The 21,353-nt window shown below is 70.4% G+C and carries 19 protein-coding genes and 1 pseudogene; 9 read left to right on the top strand and 11 right to left on the bottom strand.

The window, feature by feature from the left end; all coding sequences use genetic code 11:
* Positions 1-10 precede the first annotated feature (10 nt).
* Positions 11-1,570 (bottom strand): sodium:solute symporter, encoded by a 1,560-nt coding sequence (locus ACFYPG_RS04245; protein WP_355006278.1) that lies wholly within the window; start codon positions 1,568-1,570, stop codon positions 11-13.
* A 253-nt stretch (positions 1,571-1,823) separates the two neighbouring features.
* Here ACFYPG_RS04245 and murQ point away from each other — a divergent pair, with 253 nt between their 5' ends.
* Positions 1,824-2,717, top strand: coding sequence for an N-acetylmuramic acid 6-phosphate etherase (murQ, locus tag ACFYPG_RS04240; protein ID WP_355006277.1), 894 nt, complete (start codon positions 1,824-1,826; stop codon positions 2,715-2,717).
* A 471-nt stretch (positions 2,718-3,188) separates the two neighbouring features.
* On the opposite strand, the pseudogene ACFYPG_RS04235 reads toward murQ, so the two are convergent.
* From ACFYPG_RS04235 to ACFYPG_RS04220, 4 genes and pseudogenes are all read right to left on the bottom strand, one after another.
* Positions 3,189-3,569 (bottom strand): annotated as a pseudogene (locus tag ACFYPG_RS04235) (ADP-ribosylation/crystallin J1); the annotation flags it as partial.
* 117 nt (positions 3,570-3,686) lie between these two features.
* Positions 3,687-3,857 (bottom strand): hypothetical protein, encoded by a 171-nt coding sequence (locus ACFYPG_RS04230; RefSeq protein WP_387350154.1) that lies wholly within the window; start codon positions 3,855-3,857, stop codon positions 3,687-3,689.
* A 121-nt stretch (positions 3,858-3,978) separates the two neighbouring features.
* Positions 3,979-4,782 carry a hypothetical protein gene (locus ACFYPG_RS04225; protein WP_387350152.1) on the bottom strand — a complete coding sequence of 268 codons (804 nt, stop codon included), beginning with the start codon at positions 4,780-4,782 and terminating at the stop codon, positions 3,979-3,981.
* Between the two features lie 198 nt (positions 4,783-4,980).
* Positions 4,981-6,219 carry an MFS transporter gene (locus ACFYPG_RS04220; RefSeq protein WP_387350151.1) on the bottom strand — a complete coding sequence of 413 codons (1,239 nt, stop codon included), beginning with the start codon at positions 6,217-6,219 and terminating at the stop codon, positions 4,981-4,983.
* Between the two features lie 184 nt (positions 6,220-6,403).
* Between ACFYPG_RS04220 and ACFYPG_RS04215 the strand changes: the two genes are divergently transcribed.
* On the top strand, positions 6,404-7,117 hold the full coding sequence (locus ACFYPG_RS04215) for an alpha/beta hydrolase (protein ID WP_355006273.1): 714 nt from the start codon (positions 6,404-6,406) through the stop codon (positions 7,115-7,117).
* Positions 7,118-7,184: 67 nt separating this feature from the next.
* On the opposite strand, the gene ACFYPG_RS04210 is transcribed toward ACFYPG_RS04215, so the two are convergent.
* The 3 genes from ACFYPG_RS04210 to ACFYPG_RS04200 form a co-directional block, all read right to left on the bottom strand.
* Positions 7,185-9,068 carry an alpha/beta hydrolase-fold protein gene (locus tag ACFYPG_RS04210; RefSeq protein WP_387350148.1) on the bottom strand — a complete coding sequence of 628 codons (1,884 nt, stop codon included), beginning with the start codon at positions 9,066-9,068 and terminating at the stop codon, positions 7,185-7,187.
* A gap of 287 nt (positions 9,069-9,355) precedes the next feature.
* Positions 9,356-10,921 (bottom strand): alpha/beta hydrolase, encoded by a 1,566-nt coding sequence (locus ACFYPG_RS04205; RefSeq protein ID WP_387350147.1) that lies wholly within the window; start codon positions 10,919-10,921, stop codon positions 9,356-9,358.
* Between the two features lie 69 nt (positions 10,922-10,990).
* Entirely contained in the window at positions 10,991-13,816 is a 2,826-nt protein-coding gene (locus ACFYPG_RS04200; protein WP_387350145.1) for a BTAD domain-containing putative transcriptional regulator, read from the bottom strand.
* Positions 13,817-14,002: 186 nt separating this feature from the next.
* Here ACFYPG_RS04200 and wrbA point away from each other — a divergent pair, with 186 nt between their 5' ends.
* The gene (gene wrbA, locus ACFYPG_RS04195; RefSeq protein WP_387350143.1) at positions 14,003-14,611 is read left to right on the top strand and encodes an NAD(P)H:quinone oxidoreductase; all 609 of its coding nucleotides are present in this window, start codon (positions 14,003-14,005) and stop codon (positions 14,609-14,611) included.
* An 80-nt stretch (positions 14,612-14,691) separates the two neighbouring features.
* On the opposite strand, the gene ACFYPG_RS04190 is transcribed toward wrbA, so the two are convergent.
* Positions 14,692-15,294, bottom strand: a complete 603-nt coding sequence (locus ACFYPG_RS04190; RefSeq protein ID WP_355006268.1) for a class I SAM-dependent methyltransferase — start codon at positions 15,292-15,294, stop codon at positions 14,692-14,694.
* A 54-nt stretch (positions 15,295-15,348) separates the two neighbouring features.
* Between ACFYPG_RS04190 and ACFYPG_RS04185 the strand changes: the two genes are divergently transcribed.
* From ACFYPG_RS04185 to ACFYPG_RS04165, 5 genes are all read left to right on the top strand, one after another.
* Positions 15,349-16,131, top strand: coding sequence for a hypothetical protein (locus ACFYPG_RS04185; protein WP_387350142.1), 783 nt, complete (start codon positions 15,349-15,351; stop codon positions 16,129-16,131).
* Positions 16,132-16,206: 75 nt separating this feature from the next.
* Complete coding sequence (locus ACFYPG_RS04180) at positions 16,207-17,043, top strand: alpha/beta fold hydrolase (protein ID WP_387350140.1); 837 nt, start codon at positions 16,207-16,209, stop codon at positions 17,041-17,043.
* A complete protein-coding gene (locus tag ACFYPG_RS04175) occupies positions 17,036-17,626 on the top strand; it encodes a WHG domain-containing protein (protein ID WP_355006265.1) in 591 nt (196 codons plus the stop codon). The genes ACFYPG_RS04180 and ACFYPG_RS04175 overlap by 8 nt, the downstream gene beginning before the upstream one ends.
* A 98-nt stretch (positions 17,627-17,724) precedes the next feature.
* Positions 17,725-18,612 (top strand): helix-turn-helix domain-containing protein, encoded by an 888-nt coding sequence (locus ACFYPG_RS04170; protein WP_355006264.1) that lies wholly within the window; start codon positions 17,725-17,727, stop codon positions 18,610-18,612.
* Between the two features lie 99 nt (positions 18,613-18,711).
* Positions 18,712-19,716 (top strand): hypothetical protein, encoded by a 1,005-nt coding sequence (locus tag ACFYPG_RS04165; protein ID WP_355006263.1) that lies wholly within the window; start codon positions 18,712-18,714, stop codon positions 19,714-19,716.
* Positions 19,717-19,823: 107 nt separating this feature from the next.
* Here the strand turns inward: ACFYPG_RS04165 and ACFYPG_RS04160 are convergent, their stop codons facing one another.
* Together ACFYPG_RS04160 and ACFYPG_RS04155 are read right to left on the bottom strand one after the other, a co-directional pair.
* Positions 19,824-20,210, bottom strand: coding sequence for a hypothetical protein (locus ACFYPG_RS04160; RefSeq protein ID WP_355006262.1), 387 nt, complete (start codon positions 20,208-20,210; stop codon positions 19,824-19,826).
* Positions 20,211-20,221: 11 nt separating this feature from the next.
* Positions 20,222-20,650 (bottom strand): hypothetical protein, encoded by a 429-nt coding sequence (locus ACFYPG_RS04155; protein WP_355006261.1) that lies wholly within the window; start codon positions 20,648-20,650, stop codon positions 20,222-20,224.
* Positions 20,651-20,731: 81 nt separating this feature from the next.
* Between ACFYPG_RS04155 and ACFYPG_RS04150 the strand changes: the two genes are divergently transcribed.
* Entirely contained in the window at positions 20,732-21,349 is a 618-nt protein-coding gene (locus ACFYPG_RS04150; protein ID WP_355006260.1) for a TetR/AcrR family transcriptional regulator, read from the top strand.
* Positions 21,350-21,353: the final 4 nt, after the last annotated feature.

Here is a 21,353-nt window from a genome sequence, read left to right as displayed (position 1 = left end):
AGATCCTCCTTCAGGCCCGGCCGGCGGCTGCCGCCGCGTCGTCGACCTCGTCGGTGCGTCCATGGTCGTACGGCGTCTCCGGTGCCGGGTGGAACCGGCTGGACACCGCTCCGACGACCAGGGTGATCAGGACGCCGATCGGGACCAGCCACTGCGCGGCGATGGCGGTGGCGGTGGTGGTCCCGGCCGTCGTCACGTCGATCTTGACGTAGCGGACGATGTAGGTCATCACCGCCACGGTGACGAGGAAGGCGATCACCGCGTCGACCTGGTTGGCCCGCTTGACGAGACGGCCGAGCAGGAAGGCACCGAGCAGCGCCCCGTAGGTGTAGCCGGCGATGGTCAGACCGGTCAGGTAGACGTTTCCGGTGCTGGAGCTGAACGCGCAGGCGAAGATCGCCATCAGCACCGCCCAGACCAGGGTCATCACCCGGGCGAGCCGGAGCATCGCGTCGTCGGACGGGACCGTGCGGAAGAAGCTGTGGATGAAGTCGGCGACCGTGGAGTTCGACATCGAGTTCAACGCCGAGGACAGCGAACCCATCGCGGCGCCGAGGATGCCGGCCACCAGCAGACCCGAGATGCCCACCGGCAGGGCGTGCAGGATGAAGCTCGGGTAGAGGTTGTCGCTGCTGGCCAGGCCGAGCTCCTTGAAGGTCTGACCCTTGTTGTACGACCACAGCAGCGCCCCGACCAGGGAGAACGCCGCGAACTGGATCACCACGAAGATGCCCGAGGAGATCATCGCCTTCTGTCCCTCACGCAGTGTGCGGGTGGACAGGATGCGCTGCACGATCAGCTGGTCCGAGCCGTGGCTGGCCATCGCGAAGATCGCGCCACCGATGATGGCGGTCGGCAGGGCGAACGGGCTGGTGAGCACGTGCGCGAGGTTGAAGTTGGTGTCGAAGAGCTGGAACTTGCCGGCGTCCAGCGCCTGCGAGTAGCCGTCGAAGCCGACGGCGTGGCTGAGCACCGCGATGGCCAGGATCGCCCCGCCCAGGTACAGCCCCATCTGGATGGCGTCGGTCCAGATGACCGCCTTGATGCCACCGAGGTAGGTGTAGACCACAGTGATGAGCGTCAGGACGATGATGATCGCCTGATAGCCGACATTCAGCCCGAACTCGTCGAGAAGAAGCTTGATGGGGATGGCCGAGGCGAACAGCCGTACACCCTCGGCGAGCAGGCGGGTGAAGACGAAGGTCACCGACGCCAGCCCTTGAAGTTTCAGGCCAAACCGCTCACCGAGGTACTGGTAGGCGCTGACGAACCCACCCCGCTTGTAGAGCGGGATGAGCACCGCGGCCACCACGACCCGACCGATGACGTAACCCAGGGCCAGCTCGACGTTGCCGAAGCCCTGACCGCTGTAGGCGCCGCCGGGAACACTGATCACGGTCAGAACGCTGGTCTCGGTGGCCACCACCGAGAACGAGACGGTCCACCAGGGCAGCCGACCCTCGCCCACGAAGTAGTCCTTGGCGGACTTCTGTTTACCGGACAGGCGTAGTCCGACGAAGGCGATCACCACGAGGTACAGCACGATCACGACGAGGTCGAGTTGACGCACGGCTCGCTCCCAACCAGCGGTTGTCAATAAGTGACGTTGAGCCAGCCTAACTCGAAACTTTTTGCCACCGCCGGTCCGGGCTGGTTACGCTGTGGTTTCAGCCTGCTGATACGGGGACTGTTCGCAGCTGCGCCCTCGGCCTGGCCGCGGCGGCGGGTCGCGAGACGCGCTCGACGACGAGCCGCCACCGGGCGACCGGAGACCTCTCCCCGCCGGCCGGCGACTGCACACCAGCGAGAGGAACGAGCACCCCGTGGACCTCAGCACCCTCGGTACCGAGACCCGCAACGACAAGACCGGCGACCTCGACCGGATGTCTCCCACCGAGTTGCTTCTCGCGATGAACGACGAGGACCAGACCGTCGCCGCCGCCGTCCGCCGAGCCGTGCCGGACATCGCCGCCGCCGTCGACGTCATCGTGGCCTCGCTCCGTCAGGGCGGACGGCTGATCTACCTCGGCGCGGGCACCAGCGGCCGGATCGGCATGCTCGACGCCGTCGAGATCCCACCCACCTTCGGTACGACGCCCGAGCGGGTCGTCGGTCTGCTCGCCGGCGGGGCACGAGCCTTCGGTGTCGCCGTCGAGGGCGCTGAGGACGACCCGACCCGCGCCGTCTCCGACCTCGACGCCGTTGGCCTGACCGCCCGCGACACTGTGGTCGGGCTCGCTGCCAGCGGCCGTACCCCGTACGTGGTCGGTGGGTTGGATCATGCCCGCGCGCTTGGCGCGGCGACCGTCTCGGTGGCCTGCAACACCGACGCGGTGACCAGCCGCCACGCCGACGTCGCCATCGAGGTGCCCACCGGCCCCGAGGTGCTGACCGGCTCCACCCGGCTCAAGGCCGGCACCGCCGAGAAGCTGGTCTGCAACATGCTCTCGACGGCCACGATGGCCCGGCTCGGCAAGGTCTACGGGAATCTGATGGTGGACATGAACGCCACCAACGAGAAGCTCGTCGACCGGGCGCGTCGGATCGTCGCCAACGCCGCCGAGACCGATCTCGACACGGCCGCGAGGGCGCTCGCAGCGGCGCACGGACACGCCAAGACGGCCATCGTGCTGCTGCTGGCGAACTGCACCGCCGAAGAGGCCGCCGCTCGGCTGCGCGCCGCCGACGACGACGTACGGGCGGCCGTCGCGGCCTGATCCTCGGGTTCGCGGTGAGACCCTGATCCGGTCAGGTGCTCGTCACCCGGTCGGACGTCAGGTCTCCAGGTCGAACGCGAACGTGCCCGCCTCGATGCGGTCGATGAGCTGACGGACATCGTCGGCCAGCTGGACGGCGTCCTCCCAACCGCCGCTGGTGATGTCGACCAGCAGCACCGGGGCGGGGTCACTGCGCAGGTCGAGGACGAGCTGTTCTCGGGAGCCGTCACCGCCGATGATGGCGATGCCAGGATGCGCGACGGTGGCCTCGTCCCACGCCTCATGCAGCTCCAGCATCTCGCGGGGGGAGTTGAGCCACACGTAGGCGTCGGTGGTCATCCAGCCGCGCCGGAACCACGACTCACCCTGCAGGTAGGTGCGCCAGGCGTCCGGCAGCGCCCGGCCCAGGGTCCTCTCCGCGTCGGCGAACTCCTCGTCGTCAACCGGGCCCCGGTACTCGGCCTCCGCGATGATCGCGCCGACGATGTGGGCGTTGAGGTCGTCGAGCTTCTCGGCGGGAATCCAGTACTCCAGCACGTCGCGGCCACCGGCCTGCTGGACCTCGTAGTGGTCGAGGTACGACCGTTGCACGTCGAACCGGGTGACGTAGCCGACGCCTTTGGCGGGGACGTTCCACTCGCGGGCGATCTTCGTGGCATACCAGCGGTTGAGCACCGGGTAGAAGATCGGCTGGTCCGGCAGTCGTGGAGGCCAGGCCCGCCAGCCGGCCGCCGCCACGAGGTCGAGTTCGGCCTGCCCGGTGGGCCGCCACAGAGTGATCGCGTCGGAGTTGCCGATGGGTCTGCTCCCTACCGGTTGCGGTGTTGGCGCCAGGACGCCGCCGCCCGACATTCTGACCGAACCGTGCGACGAATTCGGAACTGGCCGGCGCCTTCGTCTTTCCCGGCCACGCGATCTCGTCAGGTCGACGAAGCGCCCCGTCCGCAGCGGACGGGGCGCTTCGTGGTGTCAGTTGAGCGGTGAATCCGGAACCGTTCGGTCCTCGTCGACGTCGGGCGCGCTGGCCAGCTCGATCCGGGGGGACCGGTCCGGCGGGAGGTGGGCGAAGTCGGCGATGACGACGACATCCACCTCTCCGTCGATCATCGACTGCTCGATGGTCTCCCAGGGGGCCCGCATGACTCCTGCGAATCGGTAGGAGTTTCGGCGGAGGTGGCTGAGACACCTCGCGACGACGGGCTCCGACGGCTCGATGTCGGCGGGGATCCAGATAACGGCGATTTCCATGAACCTCTCCTGATCAACGTCGTGGACGCGAGTGGGTGATCAGGAGTTGTCGGGGCGGGGGAGGGCCCCGCTCGACGGGTCGGCTGGTAGCGCGCATGTCGACGGCGGTGACGGTGAGCCCTGCGCGCAGAGGCGAGGTGTGCGGCGGAGCTTCGGCCGTTGAGGTGGGTGGATCGGCGCCGCCGGCACCGACGCCGGTCGGTGCGGACGCGAGCGCCAGTACGAACGCCGGTGGCCCCGGTGCGGGCCGGGCGGGCGGGTTGGGCCGCTGTCCGGTGACAGCGGCCACCGTCTTCCTCGCCTGCCTCGACGCCTCGCCGTCGGACGTGCCGTCCGCGCCGCCCCGGGACACCGTCGACGGCACGCGCGTCTGCGGTTTCTGCGGTGTCGGCGGTGGCTGCGAGCCGGCCCGTGCCTCCGGGGACTCCGAGGTGGAGGGTGCCGGTGTGGCCTTGGGCGACGACGAGGGGGTCCCAGCCGGCCGACTCGGCCGGGCGGTGGAGGGCTTGGCTGACGGCGTCGGCACCGTAACTGGAACCGCCGACGGCAGGGGCAGCGGGTCCGTCGACGGTAGAGGCACGGGCACGGAAGCGACAGCGGTCGGCAGGGGCAGGGGGACGGTCAGATCCACCTCGACCACGTCGGCCACCGAAACCTTGATGGCCTCCGGCGAGGTGGCGACCTCCACCAGTGGGAGCCGCGACGGCGACGGGGTGTCGGCGTGGGCGGGGTCGGCACCCAGAGCCGCGCCGAGCGCCGCCGCGCCGAGCGCCACCGCGCCGAGCGCCACCGGGGGGAGGCTGTGCCTCAGCCGCATCAGCCGCAGACTGCCGTCAGTGGGATCGCCAGTCCTACCTGGCCCGGGTCACCGGTTCGGTGCTGCTGGCCGTGCGGATGCCCCGCGCACCCTGCCGTTCCCTCCATGGGCGGGTTCTTGCCCCAGGGGACTGAGGGCTACACCTCCTGTCGATATCCGGTGAGCGTTGTGGGCAGATCGGGAGCGCATCCGGCTGGTTCACACCCGTGCCTCGGCGGGTGTCGGCGTGGCGTCGAGCGGCAGGTCACGCATCTGGCGGATCGGCGTCGACAGGTAGATGATCGGGGACAGCACGGTGAGCGCCCCGAAGATCAGCAGGGTGGTACGGGCGCCGAGTGGCCCGGCCAGGATGCCGGCGAGCAGGCCGCCGACCGGGATGGCACCCCAGGAGACGAACTTGACCGTGGCGATCACCCGGGACAGCAGTTCCGGTGGGCTGGCGATCATCCGGTAGGTGCGGGTGGTCACGCTGAGCACCACGTTGGAACTCGCGAAGATGAGGTTTCCGACGGCGAAGGCCAGGAACGCGGCGGTGCCGGTGCCCAGCGGGATGATGAGCGCGCCGGCCACACCGACGAAGGCCGCGATGATGAGGCCGCGGGCGGTGCCGAAACGGTTGGTGAACCGGGTCGTCAACGCCGCGCCGATGAGCGCGCCGAGGCCGTCGGCGGCGATCAACAGCCCGACCATGAGTGGCGGTGCGTGCAGCTCACGCACCAGGTAGAACGGGAACAGGGCGAGCATGCCACCGTTGACGAAGTTCGTCGCGGTGGCGTCCCACATGGCCGGTCTGATGATCGGGTGCCGGATCACGAAGTGCCAGCCCTCGCGGATCATCGTGGTCATCGGCGGCCGCTCGGCCGGTCGCTGCACCCGCCGGGCCGGCAGGGTGCGCAGCAGCGTGGCGGAGAGCAGGTAGCTGACGGCGTCCACGAACAGCGTCGGCACGGCGCCCAGCAACTGCACCGCGAGACCGCCCAGGGACGGCCCGCCCAGCGAGGTGGCCGCGTGCGTGCCGGAGGTGAGGCTGTTGCGGGCCTGCAACTGCGCGGCCGGCACGATCTCCGGCAGGAAGGTCTGGTTCGCCACGTCGAACAGCACGTTGGCGAAGCTCACCACCAGGGCGACAGCGATCAGCTGGGCCACCGTCAGCATGTCGAACCACCAGGCCAGCGGGACCGACGCGATGGCGAGGGCCCGAACCAGATCCAGGGCGACCTGCATGCCGCGCAGCGGCAGACGCTGCACGATCACGCCCGCCGGCAGGCTGATCAGGAGGTACGCCAGATAGCCCGCCGCCGTGATCAGACCCATCTCGAAGGCCGACGCGTGGAGCACGGTCAACGCGGTCAGCGGTAGGGCCAGCGCGCCGACCGCCGAGCCGAGTTGACTGGTCGTGCCGGCTACCCACCACCGCCAGAATGCAGTAAGTCCCATAATGGAACTCACTATAGGGTCCGGCGCTCGGGCAGGCGACCCCGTGTTTCCGGGTGGTCATTGGCGGGCGGTAGGGGTCATCGGCGAGCCGGTCGAACCCGACGTTTCACGCTCGCGTGACGGGTATCCAGGCGTACCAGTGCGACCTGCGGTAACAGCTTCACGGAGTGAGGGGGCACCTGTCATGCCTGATCCACAGCCCACGCTCGTGCTCGTGCACGGCGCATTCGCCGAGTCGGCGAGCTGGAACGGTGTGCTCGAGCGGCTGGGAGCCGGGTACGACTCGGTGGCCGTCGCGAACCCGCTGCGCAGCGTGGCGGGCGACGCCGCGTACGTGCAGGATGTCGTGCGGGGGATCGGCGGTCCGGTCGTCCTCGTCGGCCACTCGTACGGCGGCATGGTGATCACGCAGGCGGCAGCCGGCGACACCTCGGTGCGGGCTCTCGTGTACGTCAACGCCTTCGCCCCGGACACCGGTGAGTCGGCGTTGGCGCTGTCCTCGAAGTTTCCCGGCAGCACTCTCGCCGACACGCTGGTGCAGTACCCGGTGTCGACCGGTGGGAATGAGGTGGCGATCGGCCAGGAGCAGTACCACGCCCAGTTCTGCGCGGACGCGTCGGACGACATGGCCGCGCTGATGGCCCGGACCCAGCGGCCGATCACCGAACAGGGTCTGGGCGACAAGCTCACCGGCGACCCCGCCTGGCGATCGTTGCCCAGTTGGTTCGTGTTCGGCGACGCTGACAAGAACATCCCCGCCGAGGCGCACCGGTTCATGGCGGAGCGGGCCAACCCCCGGGGGCAGCGCGAGGTCGTCGGCGGGTCGCACGCGATGGCGGTGGCCCGGCCGAGCGAGGTCGCCGAGACGATCATCGAGGCGGTTCGGGGCGTGAGCTGACGGTTCGGACGGACAGCCGGTGGTGGGCCGACGACGAGAGGTCGCCGGCCCACCCCTGCCTGCTTGCCTAGCGGACCCGCAGCTGCTGGTGGACCGCAGCGGTGGGGGCGTGGGCCGCGTCACCGGAGTACGCGACGTGCACCGGGTGCACCCCTGCGGGCAGCCCAGCGGTCGGCAGCTCGACGACGGCCGTGCCACCGCGGAGGGCAACCACCCGGGTGGTGCCGCCGAAGGTGACGGCTACCTCGCCGGTCACCTTCGGAGCCTTCGGGCGCGGCGACTGGGCCCGGACGTCGACGGTCAGCGTGAACGTGCCACCGCGGACGACCGAGGCCGGCGTGGCCTTCGCCTTGACCGCGACGTGTCCCGGGCCCGGAGGCGTCAGGGTGACCTGGGCCGAGCGCGACTTGGACGGGTCGGCCACCGACGTCGCCACGACGGTCAGCGACGACGCGGTCTCCGCTGCGGCGACCGACAGCAGACCCTCAGCGGAGATGCTGGTGTCGGTGGAGGTCGCTCCCTGCACCGACCACGTCACCGCCGGGCTCACACCCTCGTTGGTCGTCACCTGGGCGGTGAACTGCCTTTCCCAGCTCCAGCCCTTCGTCAGGTTCACCGTCGCGGGCGTCACCGACACGGTGTCGACCCCCGACCACAGGTGATCCCGGGCGAAGATCGTGAACAGCTGGCCCGCCGTCATCCCGTCGTGCGCGCCGGGGACCTGGGTCGTCGCGGCGGTGTATCCCCGCGCCCGGAAGTTGTCCGCGATGGCGTTCTGGGCGTTGAGGTTGCCCTCGAAGACGCCATTGCCGAGGAAGACCGAGAGATCGTCGTTTCCGACCGCGTTCGCGATGGTGTCGTAGTCCTGGGTGGTGAGCGACGGGTTACCCGAGAAGTGTCCGTAGAACGCGAAGGTGGTCGGGTAGTTCTTCATGACGACGCCGCCCGTCATCCCGCCGTACGAGAATCCCGCGTAGGCCCGCCCGGAGCGCTCGGTCGAGACGTTGTAGCTGCTCTCGACGAGGGGCAGGATCGTCTGGACCAGGTTGTTGGCCGCGTTGGTCTGGTTGTAGGACGCGAAGCCGAGGCTGGTGCCCGTGAAGTGGTTGCCCATGGTGACGACCACGGTCGGCTCGATCTCGCCCCTGGCCGTCATGTTGTCCAGGATGTTCGGGACGTTCGCGGGCACCATGAAATCGGTCTCGTCGCCGAAGATGCCGTGGGCGAGGTACGCGACCTTGTACGGCTCCGCGCGGTTGGCGTCGTAGTTGGCCGGCAGGTAGACGCCGAGGTAGTGGCCACTGTCGCCAAGGATCGTGGTGTACGGGACGTACCTGACGGTTCCCCGCTTCGCGCGGTCGGCAACCGGCAACTCGTAATCCGCACGCGCCTTCAGCACCGGGTCGTTCTGCTTCTTGGCGTACGGCACGTGGACGGCATCGAGGACGTCGTTGTTCCTGACCCGGAACGAGGACTCGCCCGGCGGCCGAGGGTTCGTCGAGGCGGGGTCCCAGATGCGCTTGTTCTCCCAGCCCTGCGTCGGATCCCAGACGCGGTACCAGTAGCTGAGACCGCCGGCGTGCAGCGGGACCGAGACCGACCAGTTCCCCTTCGGGTCCCTGGTCATGTCCCGGAGGAACTCGGTGCCGCCCGCGTGATAGCGCCCCGGCTGCCACTCTTCCGGCTGGTAGCGGGTGGTGCCGGTGCCGACGTCGAGCACTGTCAGGTCCCCGGCGAGGCGGACCTGGGTGGCCTGCGGATTGCGGTAGACGAACGTGACGGTGTATCCGGTCGGTGAGTTGCGGTCCGCCTTGACGGTCGCACCCGGCACGGGCGCGGGCTTGCCGGCGGCAGCAGCCGGCGCGGGGACGACGGCCCCCGCAGCGAGCGCTGTGAACGCGAGAATCGAGATCGCAAGCCGGAGCCTGCGTCTTCCGGTCGTTTCCCTCATGCGCGAAGACTCCTTTGTGGTGGTCGCTCGTCGCGGTCTGGTCCGGTGTGGGGAGTTGAGGGCTTCGGTGGTCGCTAAATCGAATTAGCATCGGGAGTGTGACATGGGTACCCCTTTCGATGTCAAGGGTGCCCTGGTTCGGGGCCCGCGCCCGCCGCGACAGGTCCACCACCCCCGACCTGCGGGTTTTTCCGAGCCGTATTACCGTCGCTGCCCTGCCGAGCGGGCGGCGACGCCCCAGCACCACCTACCGTGAGCTGAAGCGTCGCCGTGACACCGCCGGCGCGTCAGACCGGGGCGGCCGGGCAGCTCGCACCGACCGGCGGCGTGGTTCTGGTGATGAGGTATCGCTCCACCTGACGGCGGGTGCACTCGGTCCTCGGGTAGCTGGCATGGCCCGACCCCTCGTAGGTGAGGAGGTGGCCCCGGCTGCCGAGCTGGCGCACCACCCGCTGGGCCCCGTCGTACGGGGTGGCCGGGTCGTACCGCCCGTTGAGCACCAGCAGCGGCGCGCTCGTCCGGACCTGCAGTCGATGTTGTGGGTTGGTCGCCGTCCAGCCCAGGCACACAGCGGCGAAGCGGACGGCCAACGGGGAGGCTCGCAGGTGCGGTGCCGTGGCGCGGGACAGGTCGAGATACCGGTTCCAGTCGGCGAACCCGTCGATCGGCAGCGACCAGTCCTGGCAGAACGCCGGTAGCGCGTACTCGGTCAGGTTCTCGTCGCCGTCGACCGGCACCATCGGGGACGCGAGTGAGGCCGGCTCGCCCCGCTCCAGCGCGAGCAGCATGGTCGCGAGATCGGCCCAGGTCGCGTCGAAGAAGTTGACGAACGTCGCGAACCCAAGCTCGAACCAGCTCAGCGGGGTGCCGGTGGCCGCGTCGACGAGTGTGCCGGCATCGGCACGGCGCATCAGCCGGTCGTAGAGCGCCGGCACGTCACGTCCGTGCAGCGCGCAGCCAGGGTTTCGCTCGCACCAGGTCACGAACTCGTGGAACAGCGCCTCGTTACTGGCCGCGCCGCCGCGGAAGTATTCCCGTACCCCCTGGCTGTGGTCCATCACGCTGTCCATGACCAGGGCGCGGACACGGTCGGGGAACAGCTCGGCGTAGGACTGCCCGATCAGGGTGCCGTAGGACCACTGGTAGAGGCTCAGCTGCCGCTCACCGAGTGCGGCCCGGACGGCGTCCGTGTCGCGCGCGACGCTCACACTGTCCAGGTGGTCGAACAGCGGGCCACTGTTGGCACGGCAGTCGTCTCGCAACTGCCGGTTGTAGGTGCGGAGCCGCTCGAACTCCGCGGCGTTCGCGGGTGTCAGGGAGGGCTGCTGACCCAGCAGCGCCGATGAGCAGCGCACCGGTGCGCTACGGACCGTGCCCCGGGGGTCGAAGCCGACGATGTCGAAGCGGCGCAGCACGTCCGGCCCGAGCTGGCTGGCAGCCGTCAACGCCACGTCCACCCCGGACAGGCCGGGACCGCCGGGGTTGAAGACCAGGACACCGATGCGGGCGGCCGGGTCGGTGGCGGGACGCCGGGCCAGCGCCAGAGGGAAGGTCTCCCCTCCCGGTCGGGCCCAGTCGACCGGCAGGCGCAGGGTGCCGCATCGCGTGCCCGGATCGTCGGGCTGTTCCGGGCACGCCTGCCAGTCGATGCGAGCGTTCCCACCGCCGGTGACGTCCACGGTGACCGGCCTGGCACCGCCGCTCGTCGGCGTGGTGCCCGCGAGCGACGGTGGGGCGTTGAGCGACAAGGTGACGAGGGCCGCGACGACGACCGAGAGGCTGCCGAGGAGCCGCCGTCGTCGACGGTCGACCCCGCGCGGATGCCGGCGGGTGGTTCTCTTCGTGGTCAACATTCGTCCAGCCTGCCGACGCCCGGTCCACGTCGGATCCATGCCGGTCCGGGGACGGCCGGCGCAGGACGTTCACTGGTACGCGGCCAGCCGGTCGGCCAGCACCGCGGCCTGTGGATGACCGACCCGGTCGAGGATCGCCAACGCCTGCCGCCACAGGTCGACCGAGGTGTGGTGGTCACCCAACACCTGATGGGTGTCGCCGAGGCGGACGAGCGTGTCCGCCCTCCCGCACGGGTCCTGGACCTCGGAGTAGAGCGTGAGCGCGCGCCGGTAGCAGTCCGCCGCGCTCGGGTGTTTTCCGAGACCGTGATAGGCGAATCCGAGACTGTCCCAGGTGTGGGCCGTGCCGAGCCGATCCTCGGCCTCCTCGTAGAGCGCGAGAGCCCGCTCGCAGTAGGCGATGGCGCGGGCGTGCTCGTCCAGCCGCGCATGGCTCCAGCCGAGCGCGTTGAGCGCCGCCGCCTCGCCGAGCCGGTCGCCGATGTGGCTGGCCAGTGCCAGCGCCTGCCTGGCGTGCGGCAGCGCCGCCCCGGCGTCTCCTTCGATGTCGGACAGCCAGGCGAGGTGCAGATGGGCGCTGACCTGACCCGGGCGGTCGCCGGCCTGGTCGTACCGTGCCATGGCGCGCCGGAGGTGGTGGTGGGCCGCACCGAACCGGCGGTTCTGGATATGGGCCAGCGCGAGGTCCCGGTGGGCCAGCGCCTCGGCCTGTGGGTCACCGCGGCGGCGCGCGACCGCGACCGCGATGGTCTGCACGGTGGCCAGGTCGTGCCACTGCGAAAGCCGCCCGAGCAGGGGAGTGAGGGCCTGGGCGAGCTGCCCGGCGTGGGCGTCGAAGCCGTGCGCGACCGCGTCGGCGACCGCGGCCAGCAGCACCCGCTGTTCGATGGTGAACCAGGCCAGCGCGGCCCGGTGGTCGGCGAACGCCGACGGTGACGCGTCGGTGGGCAGGGGCGGCGGGTCGAGCGGCTGCCAGCCGGGGTCGACAAGCCTCGCCGCGTCACGAGCGACACGCAGGTAGTGGTCGAGCACGCGCCTGCGGACGGCGCCACGGTCGGCCGGAGGGTCGAGAGCGCGCGTCAGTTCCTCCCCGTACGCGCGGAGCAGATCGTGACAGCGGAAGCGGTTGGGGGACTGCTCGGCCAGCAGGTTCGCCCGGGCCAACTCGTCGAGCGCCGGCCGGATCAGGTGCGATGGCGCACCGGCGAGGCTGGCCGCCGCCGCCGCGCTGACATCCGGGGCGGGATGCAGGCTGATCTGCCGGAACAGCCGGGCCGCGTCCGCGCTGAGCAGTCGGTACGACCAGGAGAGCACCGTGCGCACGTCGGTGGCGGCATCGTCGGTGGCCAGGGCCGTGAGCCCGCCCCGGCTCGCCGCCAGGTCGTCGGCGATGGCCTGGAGCGGAAATGTGGGCCGGGCGGCGGCTCGCGCGGCCACGATGGACAGCGCCAGGGGCAACCGCGCGGTACGTCCGATCAGCTCGTCGACCGCTGCCGGCTGGGCGATGACCCGCTGCGCGCCCAGTCGGCGGACGAGCAGTTGGCGCGCTTCGTCGTCGCTGGGCAGGTCCAGCGCGAGGAGATGGGCGCCATCGGTGGTGACCAGGCCGGGCAGGGTGTGGCGACTCGTCACGAGCACACCGCAGCGGGTCGACCCTGGAAGCAGCGGCCGCACCTGTTCCGCGTCGCGGGCGTTGTCGAGCAGCACGAGCAGCCGTCGAGCTGCGGTCAGGCTGCGGTACAGGGCGAACTGGGCCGCCGGCTCCGCGGGGATCTCCAGGAGCTTCACACCCAGGGCGGGCAACAGCGAGCGTACGACGGCCGAGGGTGACGCCTCCTGCGTCGCGGTGCCGAATCCGGCCAGGTCGACGTGGAGCTGCCCGTCGGGGAAGTGATGCCGGTTGTCGTGCGCCCAGCGCAGCGCCAGCCAGCTCTTCCCGACGCCGCCCGTACCGGTGATGACGACGGTGCTGGCCGAGCGCGGGTCATCGAGCAGCAGCGAGGTGAGCCGGGCCAGCTCCCCGGCCCGGCCGGTGAACAACGTCGGTGGGGCCGGCAGCTGCCGGGGGACGAATCGCGGCGGGGTTCCTTCCGAGGGCCGCGGATCGGATGCCAACGGCTCCCGTTCCGCCCGCAGGATGCGGGTGTGCAGCTGTTGGAGATCGGGACCGGGCTCGACTCCCACCTCCTCGGCGAGGAGGTGGCGAAGCTGCCGGTACGTCGCCAGCGCGTCGGCACGCCGGCCGGTCCGCGCCAGGGCCACCATCAGTTGCCCCCATGGGCGCTCGCGCAGCGGGTCGTCGTCGACCTGGCTCCGCAGCGGTTCGATCAGCTCGTGATGCTGTCCGGCGCGCAGTTTGAGGTCGACGACCTCCTCCACCAGGCTGGACCGCTGTTCTTCGAGGCGCGCTCGGATTGAGCGCAACACCCCCCAGCCGGGGAGGCCCGCGAACGGTTCCCCACGCCAGAGCGCCAACGCGGCCTCGAACGTCTCCTGGGCGGCTGACCAGTGACCCTGCCGCAGCGCGGAATACCCGCGCTGGGCCAGGTCGTCGAAGGCCACGCTGTCCACCGCCAGCCCGTCCAGGGCAAGACGGTAGCCGGTGGGCCCGGCGACGATGGCGGGGTCAGGGAAGCCCGGGGAGCGCAGCGCCCGGCGCAGCGCCCAGACATAGGTCTTCACGTTGCCGGCTGCCGTCTTCGGCGGTCGCCCCTGCCACAGCTCGTCGACGAGTTGGTCGATGGACCACCCGGTGCCCGGCTGCGACATCAACACGGCCAAGAGGCGCACCTGCATCGGCGTGCCGAGGGCCAGCGGTTCCCCGCAGGCCGACCGCGCCTCGACCGGCCCGAGCAGGTGGTAACGCGCCGCCGGTGGCGTCCCCGCGGGGTCCATCACCTCATCGTAGGGGCGCGCACATTCCGCCTCATCGGCTGGACGGCTGCGGCCCGCGCCCGTCTCCTGGTGTGCTCCGTCACGCCGGTGGGCGTGGTCAGGAGGTTGGGACACCGCGAGAGGGCTGCTAATGTCGAGATTGTTGCGGCCGCAAATTTATCAGCGGCAACTACTTTCCTGGGAAGGATGCCTCCGATGACCAAGCTCTCCGTCATCTACTACTCGTCCACCGGCACTCTGCACGCCATGGCCAAGCGCCTCGCCGAGGCTGGCGAGAAGGCTGGCGCCGAGGTGCGTCTGCGTCAGGTTCCGGAGCTCGCCCCGGCCGAGGCCATCGCCTCCAACGCCGCCTGGAGCCAGCACTTCGACGCCACCAAGGACGAGGCGAAGGCGACCGCCGACGACGTCGTCTGGGCGGACGCGGTGCTGTTCGGCACGCCCACCCGCTACGGCAACGTCGCCAGCCAGCTCAAGCAGTTCCTTGACACCCTCGGTCCGCAGTGGGCGCAGGGCCAGCTCGCCAACAAGGTGTACGCCGGCTTCACCGCCTCCATGACCGCGCACGGCGGCCAGGAGTCGACCCTTCTCGCGCTCTACAACACCATCCACCACTTCGGGGGTCTGGTCGTCGCCCCGGGTTACACCGACCCGCTGAAGTTCGCGGACGGCAACCCGTACGGCGTCTCGCACGTCACCGGGGGCAGCAACGACGCCCCGCTGGGCGACGCCCAGTTCGCCGCGCTCGACCACATGGCCGAGCGGGTCGTCACGATCGCCGGGAAGCTCAACGCCTGAGTGCTGACGCCCGCCCGGACGCGGGTGCTCAGCTGGGCGAGGGCCGGTCTCCCAGGACGGGAGGCCGGCCCTCGGCGTCCTCACACCGCGATCGCCGCGATGGCGGCAAGCGGCCGGTGCTCGTCGGTGGCGGACCGCCGGAGGCGTTCCACCTCGCGGAAACCGGCCCGGCCGAGTCGTTCGGAGATCTCGTCGACCGGCCAGCGGTAGGCGGTCAGGACCTTGTGGTCGAAGGCGCCGACCTCCTCGGCGTCGAAGACGCCCAGGACCAACCGCCCGGCCGGGACCAGCACCCTTCGGAACTCCTTGAGCATGCCGTCCAACTCGGGCGGCGGAAGATGAATCAACGAGTACCAGGCCAGGATGCCGTCGACGGAGTCTTCGGCGATATCGAGGCGTTCCATCGAGCCGAGGTGGAACTCGACGCCCGGGTGGGCCGCCCGCGCATGGGCGATGAACTCGGGGACCAGGTCGATCCCTGCTGCGTCGACGCCCAGCTCGCGAAGGTATCCGGTGAGGTGGCCAGGCCCGCACCCCAGATCGAGCACCCGGCCGGGCCGGCTGCCCAGGTGTCGCCGGATGAGGGCGAGGTCGTCGGCGTCCACCTGCTGGCCCGTGCCGAACAGCTCGATGTAGAGCTCCGCGACGGACGTGTAAGCCTGTCGCACCGTGTCCGTTTCCATCGCCGAACTATATGGGTCACCGGGCCCTTGCCAGGTCGGCCTACCGTGACGGGCATGACACGTCGAGCCACACTGGCCGGCATTTCTGCGGGTCTGCTCATGCTGGGTTGCTCGGTTGGCGCACCGAAGGACAGTGCACCCAAGCCTCGATCCGCCCCGGCTTCGGCGGCCAGCGCCGATGCCACAATGACGGCCGAGGCGATCGGTCTGCTGCGGACGGGCACGGCGTTCGTCGATCGGACGAGTTTTCGCAGCGACGTCGATATCGCCAGTCAGATCGCGGCGCTGTCGCACAGCGACAACGTCCGCAAGCGCTCGATCGCCACCATCTCGGCGCCGGGTGGGGTCATCGAGATCCGGATGATCGACGACGAGGTCTACATGAAGGCCGGCGCACTCCTTCGCGGTGTCGGCGACGGTTGGATGGTCCTCGACCCGGCCCGGTTGCCGCCGGACTTCGCCCTGAGCTTCGCGCCGGGCAGAAACGACTTCGGCGGCTCCGGCCGCCTCATCGACGCGATCGTCACCGCACGGGTGAACGGCACCCAGATCACCGGGACGATCGACGTGACCCGGGTTGCCGCCGGCAACGGGATCAGCTTCCGCCCCCCTCCCGGTGGTGTCTTCCCGGACGGCGCGCGCAGCCACATTTTCCGGGCGACGCTGGACACCGAGGGTCGGCTGGTCAGCTTCCTGATCCCGGAGGCCAACGGGTTGCCGAACGCGTCCCTGCGCTACAGCGACTTCGGTACGACAGTCACTGTCGCTCGGCCGACCGGGGCGGCCGCCGCCCCCGATGCCCTCTATCCCCAGCTCGGCATGGGTGGAGGGAAGTAGCGGTGACCGGCACTTGCCCATCGCGGCTAATTCGGTTAGCCTTTAGCTAATCACATTAGCTTGCTGGAGGACGTCATGACCGAATACCTGAACATCGCCGGCAACACCCTCGCGTACGAAGTGACCGGGCAGGGCCCGCTTGTCGTCCTGGCGCACGGCATGGGCGACAGCCGGCACTCCTACCGGTTCGTCGCGCCGGCCCTCGCCGCGGCCGGATACCGGGTCGCCAACGTCGACATCCGTGGCTGCGGCGACTCCAGTCTCGGCTGGGACGGCTACAGCCGCACAGACATCGCTGGTGATCTCGTCGCCGTCGTGCGCCACCTCGGAGGCCCCGCCGTGATCATCGGCCAGTCGATCAGCGGCGGCGCCGCGACCATCGCGGCCGCCACCGCCCCCGAGCTGATCACCGGCGTCATCGAGCTGGCGCCGTTCACCCGCGCGCAGTCCTTCGACCTGGGTGGGCTGGTGCGGGTGAAGCGCTTCCGCGCCGGCTACCTCCAACTGGCGCAGGTGCTCGTCCGGGGCAGCGTGGCGAACTGGCGCAGGTACCTCGACGTGGCGATCCCCACCAAGCCCGCCGACTGGCACGGTGAGCTGGCGCGCATCGAGGCCAAGATGAGTGAGCCCGGCCGGATGAAGGCCCTCCAGTCCATGGCCAAGAGCAGCCCGGCCGACGCCGGTCGGCAACTGCCGAACGTCACCTGCCCGGTCCTGGTGATCCAGGGCAGCGTCGACCCGGACTGGGCCGACCCACGGGCCGAGGGTGAGCGCATCCTCGCCGACCTGCCGCGAGGGCTCGGCGAGCTGGCTGTCATCGAGGGCGCGGGCCACTACCCGCACGTCCAGACGCCCGACGAGGTCCTCGCGCTGGCCCTGCCCTTCCTCGCCCGGACGCTGACCAGTGCCTAAGGCGCGGCTCACCCCGGCATCGGTCACCGAAGCCGCCGCCGCGCTGGTCGACGAGGTCGGCTTCGACAACCTCAGCATGGGTCTGCTCGCCGAACGGCTGGGAATCAAGACCCCCTCGCTCTACAAGCACGTCGCCAGCCAGGCCGACCTGGCACACCGGATCGCCATCCTGGGGATGACCCAGGCCGGCGACGCCCTCCGTGACGCCATCCAGGGCCGCTCCGGCAGTGAAGCCCTCGCCGCCGGAGCGCAGGCGATGCGGACGTTCGTGCGGGAACACCCCGGCCGGTACGCGGCCAGCAACGCCGCCCGCCCGACCGGCCCGGACGACCCGTTCATCCCGGCCAGCGAGCGGGTGCTCGCCTCATGGGCGGCCATGCTGGGCGGGTACGACCTCGAACCCGGCCAGGTGATCCACGCCATGCGGACGCTTCGTAGCGTCCTGCACGGGTTCGCCACCCTTGAGGTGGCCGGTGGGTTCCAGATCGACGCGTCCGTCGACGAGAGCTTCAGCTGGCTGGTCAGCTTCATCGATGAGGGCCTTCGCGCCGGCGCCGTCAGTGGCAGCGACGTCGCGAACTGACACCGGGTCGCCTGCATGCGTACGGACTGCCTCGCCGGGCGGTGCCTACCCCTGGCAGGGAGTGGTTGGGGCCGGCAGGGCTCGCAATACTTCGAGTCATGAACGCGAGAGGACAGCTCGGCGACTTCCTCCAGGCCCGGCGCTCCCAGCTGCGGCCGGAGGACACCGGCGTGGCGACGTACGGTGAGCGGCGCCGGGTTCGAGGGCTGCGGCGGGAAGAGTTGGCCCTGCTGGCGGGGGTCAGCGTCTCCTACTACACCCGGTTGGAGCAGGGACAGGCCGTGAACGCCTCACCCGAGGTGCTCGACGCGCTTGCCCGGGCACTGCTACTCGACGACGCGGAACGCCGCCATCTGGGCGAGCTGGCGGCCGGAACCCGCCGCCGGCCTGCCGTACGTCGCCCGGCCCCGGAACGAGTGAGCCCGGCGCTACGCCAGCTCGTGGCGACGCTTGGTGACGTACCTGTGGTGGTGCTCGGTCGCCGCGCCGACGTGCTGGCCTGGAACACCGCCGGTCACGCCCTCTTCGCCGGTCACCTGAACCCGGAGATCCCGGAGTGGCCGAACCAACGGCCGAACATGGCACGGCTGGTGTTCCTGGACGCGCACACGCGTGACCTGTACGCGGACTGGCCCGCCAAGGCCCGCGCGGTGGTGGCGACACTGCGGATGGCTTCCGGGCAGCACCCGGACGACCCGCTGATGGCCGCGCTGGTCGGTGAGTTGACCGTGCGGAGTCCGCAGTTCGCCGCCATGTGGGCCGACCACCGGGTGAAGGCCGGCGGCGACACCGTCTACCAGATGTGTCACCCGCTGGTCGGTGCGATGGACGTGACACAGCAGACCCTGCGCACCGAGACCGGCCAGACCGTCATCGCCGCCACCACCGAACCCGGCTCGGCATCCCACGCCGCGATGACGTTGCTCGCGCACAGCGCCGTCACCACCCGTGCCGGTGCTTCGCAGCCGCTCGTCAGGCGCGAATAGCGCCGTCCCCATCGGCTCGACACGAGGTGCTCCGCAAGGAGCGCCGGACCCGTCGCGCCCTGCTCAAGCCCACCAACAACACCGTGAGTAAGGACAGAAATGCGCAAGAGAACAATGACCCTCGCAGTCGCTGTCGCAGCAGCCGGGTTCGGTGTCGTGACGGTCGTGCCGTCGAGCGCCGCACCGGCCGCGACCACCCGGGCGCTCACCGTCGGGCCGAGTCGAGCGTCGGCCGCGCCGGTGCCCGCGCGGATCGCGGTCCACTTCGACCTGGCGAAGGGCCAGTTGCCGGAGAACGTCGCGCTCGGCCCGGACGGGACCGCCTACGTCACCTTCGCGGCGGCCCGACAGGTCGCCGCGGTCACCCCGTCCGGCGGGACGCGGGTTCTGGCAACCCTGCCGGCCCCGGCCGACGGCGGCGTCAACACGCCGGTGCTCGGGTTCGCGCTGACCACGGGCATCGTTCGAATGGCTGACAGCACCATCTATTTCCTCTACGCGAGCGGCGACGCCGCCACCACGGGGCTGTACCGGCTTCGTCCCGGCCGGTCCCCGTACCGCATCGCGGCCCTGCCGGCCGACGGGCTCCCCAACGGCCTGACGTTCGACGCGGGGACGAAGAGGTTCTACCTCACGGACTCGGTGCTCGGCACGATCTCGACGGTTCCCCTGCAAGGCGGTCGCGCCGAGGTGTGGTCCTCGGCACCCGAGCTCGCCCCGGCGGGCTTCCTCGGTGCCAACGGCATCAAGGTCCGAGCCGGCGCGGTCTGGGCGACCAACCTCGACCAGGGCACGCTGCTGCGCATTCCGCTGCGGCACGGCCGACCCGGGCCGGTCCGGGTGGTGGCGACCGGTCTGGTCGGTATCGACGACTTCGCCTTCGTCGATGCCGGTGACGACACGGTCATCGCCACGCTGAACGGGCCGAACACCGTGGTGAGCATCGACGCGGCCGGCCGTTCCCGAACGGTGATGACTGCGGCCGACGGGTTGCAGAACCCGACCTCGGTGGCCGTGCGCGGTCGCACCGTCTACGTGCTCAGTGCCGCGTACACCACCGGCGTCGACCCCAACCTGGCGCTGGCCACCCTGCCACTTCGCTGATCCGTCACGCGCCAGGACAGTTACCGAGTGCTCGGATCGCCCGCCACCGTCGGATGACGGCGACGGGCGATCCGGCGCTTCCGCTCGCGGGGGGAGAATTGGATCGGTCACGGCGCGGCCCGGGAGGACGTCCGCTCGTTCGACGAGCCGTCTGGTCCGCTCGGACGCCGCCTGCCGAGGTGGAGGGCAGCTGCCGTAGCCAGCGCGGCCACGACGATCAGCGCGGCGAAGACCGGGTGCATGTCCTTGGACAGGCTCGGGGCGCGGTCAGGCCCGATGGCCCAGAGGATCAGCGGAGTGGCGTAGGCGGCGGCGAGAGCGATGGTCCAGCGGCGTAGTCGGCGTAGGTGGGCGTGCCGCAGGCTGACGGTCAGCGCGAGGACGACCGGGACGATGGCCAGCATGGCGAACTGTCCGACGACCAGGACCGGGACCGCCCAGATCGAGATGGTGACGGTCCGGTCGACGCGGCGGAAAGGCGAGGTGGAGGGCATTGTCGTCTCCGTCATCGGGTCGGGTTGGTGGTCGCGGGACGCCACGCCAACCAGCCGCGGCACAGCACGTACGCGGCCGCGACGACGGCGACGAGCCCGAAGTCGATGACGGCCGACAGGCGGGCCTCCGGAACGTCTCCGATCAGCGCGCCGAACACGACGAGAGCGGCCTTGCCGGCGAGCACGATCTCCCAGACGCCGGCCGCCTGGCGCGGCCTGACCGCCAGCAGGGCGAAGAGCGCGGCGAAGATGCCGAAGCTGGAGACCCGCCAGCCCTCGATGAACAGGCGCTCGTCGCTGGCGTTGATGGTCAGTAGTACGCCGTTGACGAACGCGACGCCGGTGGCGAGGGACGCGAGGGCCGCCAGCGCACGGCCGGCAAGGTCGGCGCGGTGGGTGGGGGCGGCGGTGTCGATTCGGGTAGCGGTCGCTGTGGTCATGAGAGGCTCCTTCTTGAGGAAACGTACGTCAACTTACAGCCGTTAACTTACGCGCTCGCCTAACGTCTGTAAAGTCAAGGAGTGACCACACCGAGAACACGGGCCCGTAACAAGCGCGGCGAAGGTGCCCAACTGCGCGACGAGATCGTCGACGCCGCGATGACGCTCCTTGAGGACGGAGCGCCGCAGGGCGTGACCCTGCGCGGGATCGCCCGGCAGGCCGGCATCTCCGCGCCGTCGATCTATCCGCACTTTCCGGACCTGGACTCGATCCTGCTCGCGGTCGCGCAACGCGCGTTCGACATCCTGGAGCAGGAACTGGGCACACCAGAGGACGCGGATCCGGTCGAGCGGCTACGCGCGACCTGCGCGGCCTACCTGGCCTTCGCCGAACGCCGGCCCCACCAGTACCGGGTGATGTTCGGCGCCGTCTGGGACGCCGGGCAGGCCCTTGAGCGGGCGCCCGGCATGGCGGACGAGCTCGCCGTGCTCGGCATGGGGGCCTTCGAGGTCCTGCGGCGTACGCTCGCGGACTGTGTCGCGGCGGGACGGTCGACCAGCGCCGACCCCTTCGGCGACGCGGCAGCGCTCTGGGTCGGGCTGCACGGATTTGCCCAGCTCCGCGTGGCAGCGCCGCTGTTTCCCTGGCCGCCGGAGTTGCGCGACTCCATCATCGACCGGATGGCGCTGCTGCGCTGAGCGG

Source organism: Micromonospora sp. NPDC005553 (genome assembly GCF_042871765.1).
Lineage (GTDB): Bacteria > Actinomycetota > Actinomycetes > Mycobacteriales > Micromonosporaceae > Micromonospora.
This window is presented reverse-complemented; position numbering and strand designations above follow the sequence as displayed.

Excerpts from the sequence above, each read along its gene's own strand:
- ACFYPG_RS04165 (WP_355006263.1), top strand. The coding sequence starts at position 18,712 with ATGCGCAAGAGAACAATGACCCTCGCAGTCGCTGTCGCAGCAGCCGGG.
- ACFYPG_RS04190 (WP_355006268.1), bottom strand. The coding sequence starts at position 15,294 with ATGGAAACGGACACGGTGCGACAGGCTTACACGTCCGTCGCGGAGCTC.
- ACFYPG_RS04210 (WP_387350148.1), bottom strand. The coding sequence starts at position 9,068 with ATGAGGGAAACGACCGGAAGACGCAGGCTCCGGCTTGCGATCTCGATT.
- ACFYPG_RS04205 (WP_387350147.1), bottom strand. The coding sequence starts at position 10,921 with ATGTTGACCACGAAGAGAACCACCCGCCGGCATCCGCGCGGGGTCGAC.
- ACFYPG_RS04220 (WP_387350151.1), bottom strand. The coding sequence starts at position 6,219 with ATGGGACTTACTGCATTCTGGCGGTGGTGGGTAGCCGGCACGACCAGT.
- ACFYPG_RS04225 (WP_387350152.1), bottom strand. The coding sequence starts at position 4,782 with ATGCGGCTGAGGCACAGCCTCCCCCCGGTGGCGCTCGGCGCGGTGGCG.
- ACFYPG_RS04180 (WP_387350140.1), top strand. The coding sequence starts at position 16,207 with ATGACCGAATACCTGAACATCGCCGGCAACACCCTCGCGTACGAAGTG.
- ACFYPG_RS04215 (WP_355006273.1), top strand. The coding sequence starts at position 6,404 with ATGCCTGATCCACAGCCCACGCTCGTGCTCGTGCACGGCGCATTCGCC.
- ACFYPG_RS04155 (WP_355006261.1), bottom strand. The coding sequence starts at position 20,650 with ATGACCACAGCGACCGCTACCCGAATCGACACCGCCGCCCCCACCCAC.
- ACFYPG_RS04185 (WP_387350142.1), top strand. The coding sequence starts at position 15,349 with ATGACACGTCGAGCCACACTGGCCGGCATTTCTGCGGGTCTGCTCATG.
- wrbA (WP_387350143.1), top strand. The coding sequence starts at position 14,003 with ATGCCTCCGATGACCAAGCTCTCCGTCATCTACTACTCGTCCACCGGC.
- ACFYPG_RS04230 (WP_387350154.1), bottom strand. The coding sequence starts at position 3,857 with ATGCGGGCCCCCTGGGAGACCATCGAGCAGTCGATGATCGACGGAGAG.
- ACFYPG_RS04160 (WP_355006262.1), bottom strand. The coding sequence starts at position 20,210 with ATGCCCTCCACCTCGCCTTTCCGCCGCGTCGACCGGACCGTCACCATC.
- ACFYPG_RS04170 (WP_355006264.1), top strand. The coding sequence starts at position 17,725 with ATGAACGCGAGAGGACAGCTCGGCGACTTCCTCCAGGCCCGGCGCTCC.
- ACFYPG_RS04200 (WP_387350145.1), bottom strand. The coding sequence starts at position 13,816 with ATGGACCCCGCGGGGACGCCACCGGCGGCGCGTTACCACCTGCTCGGG.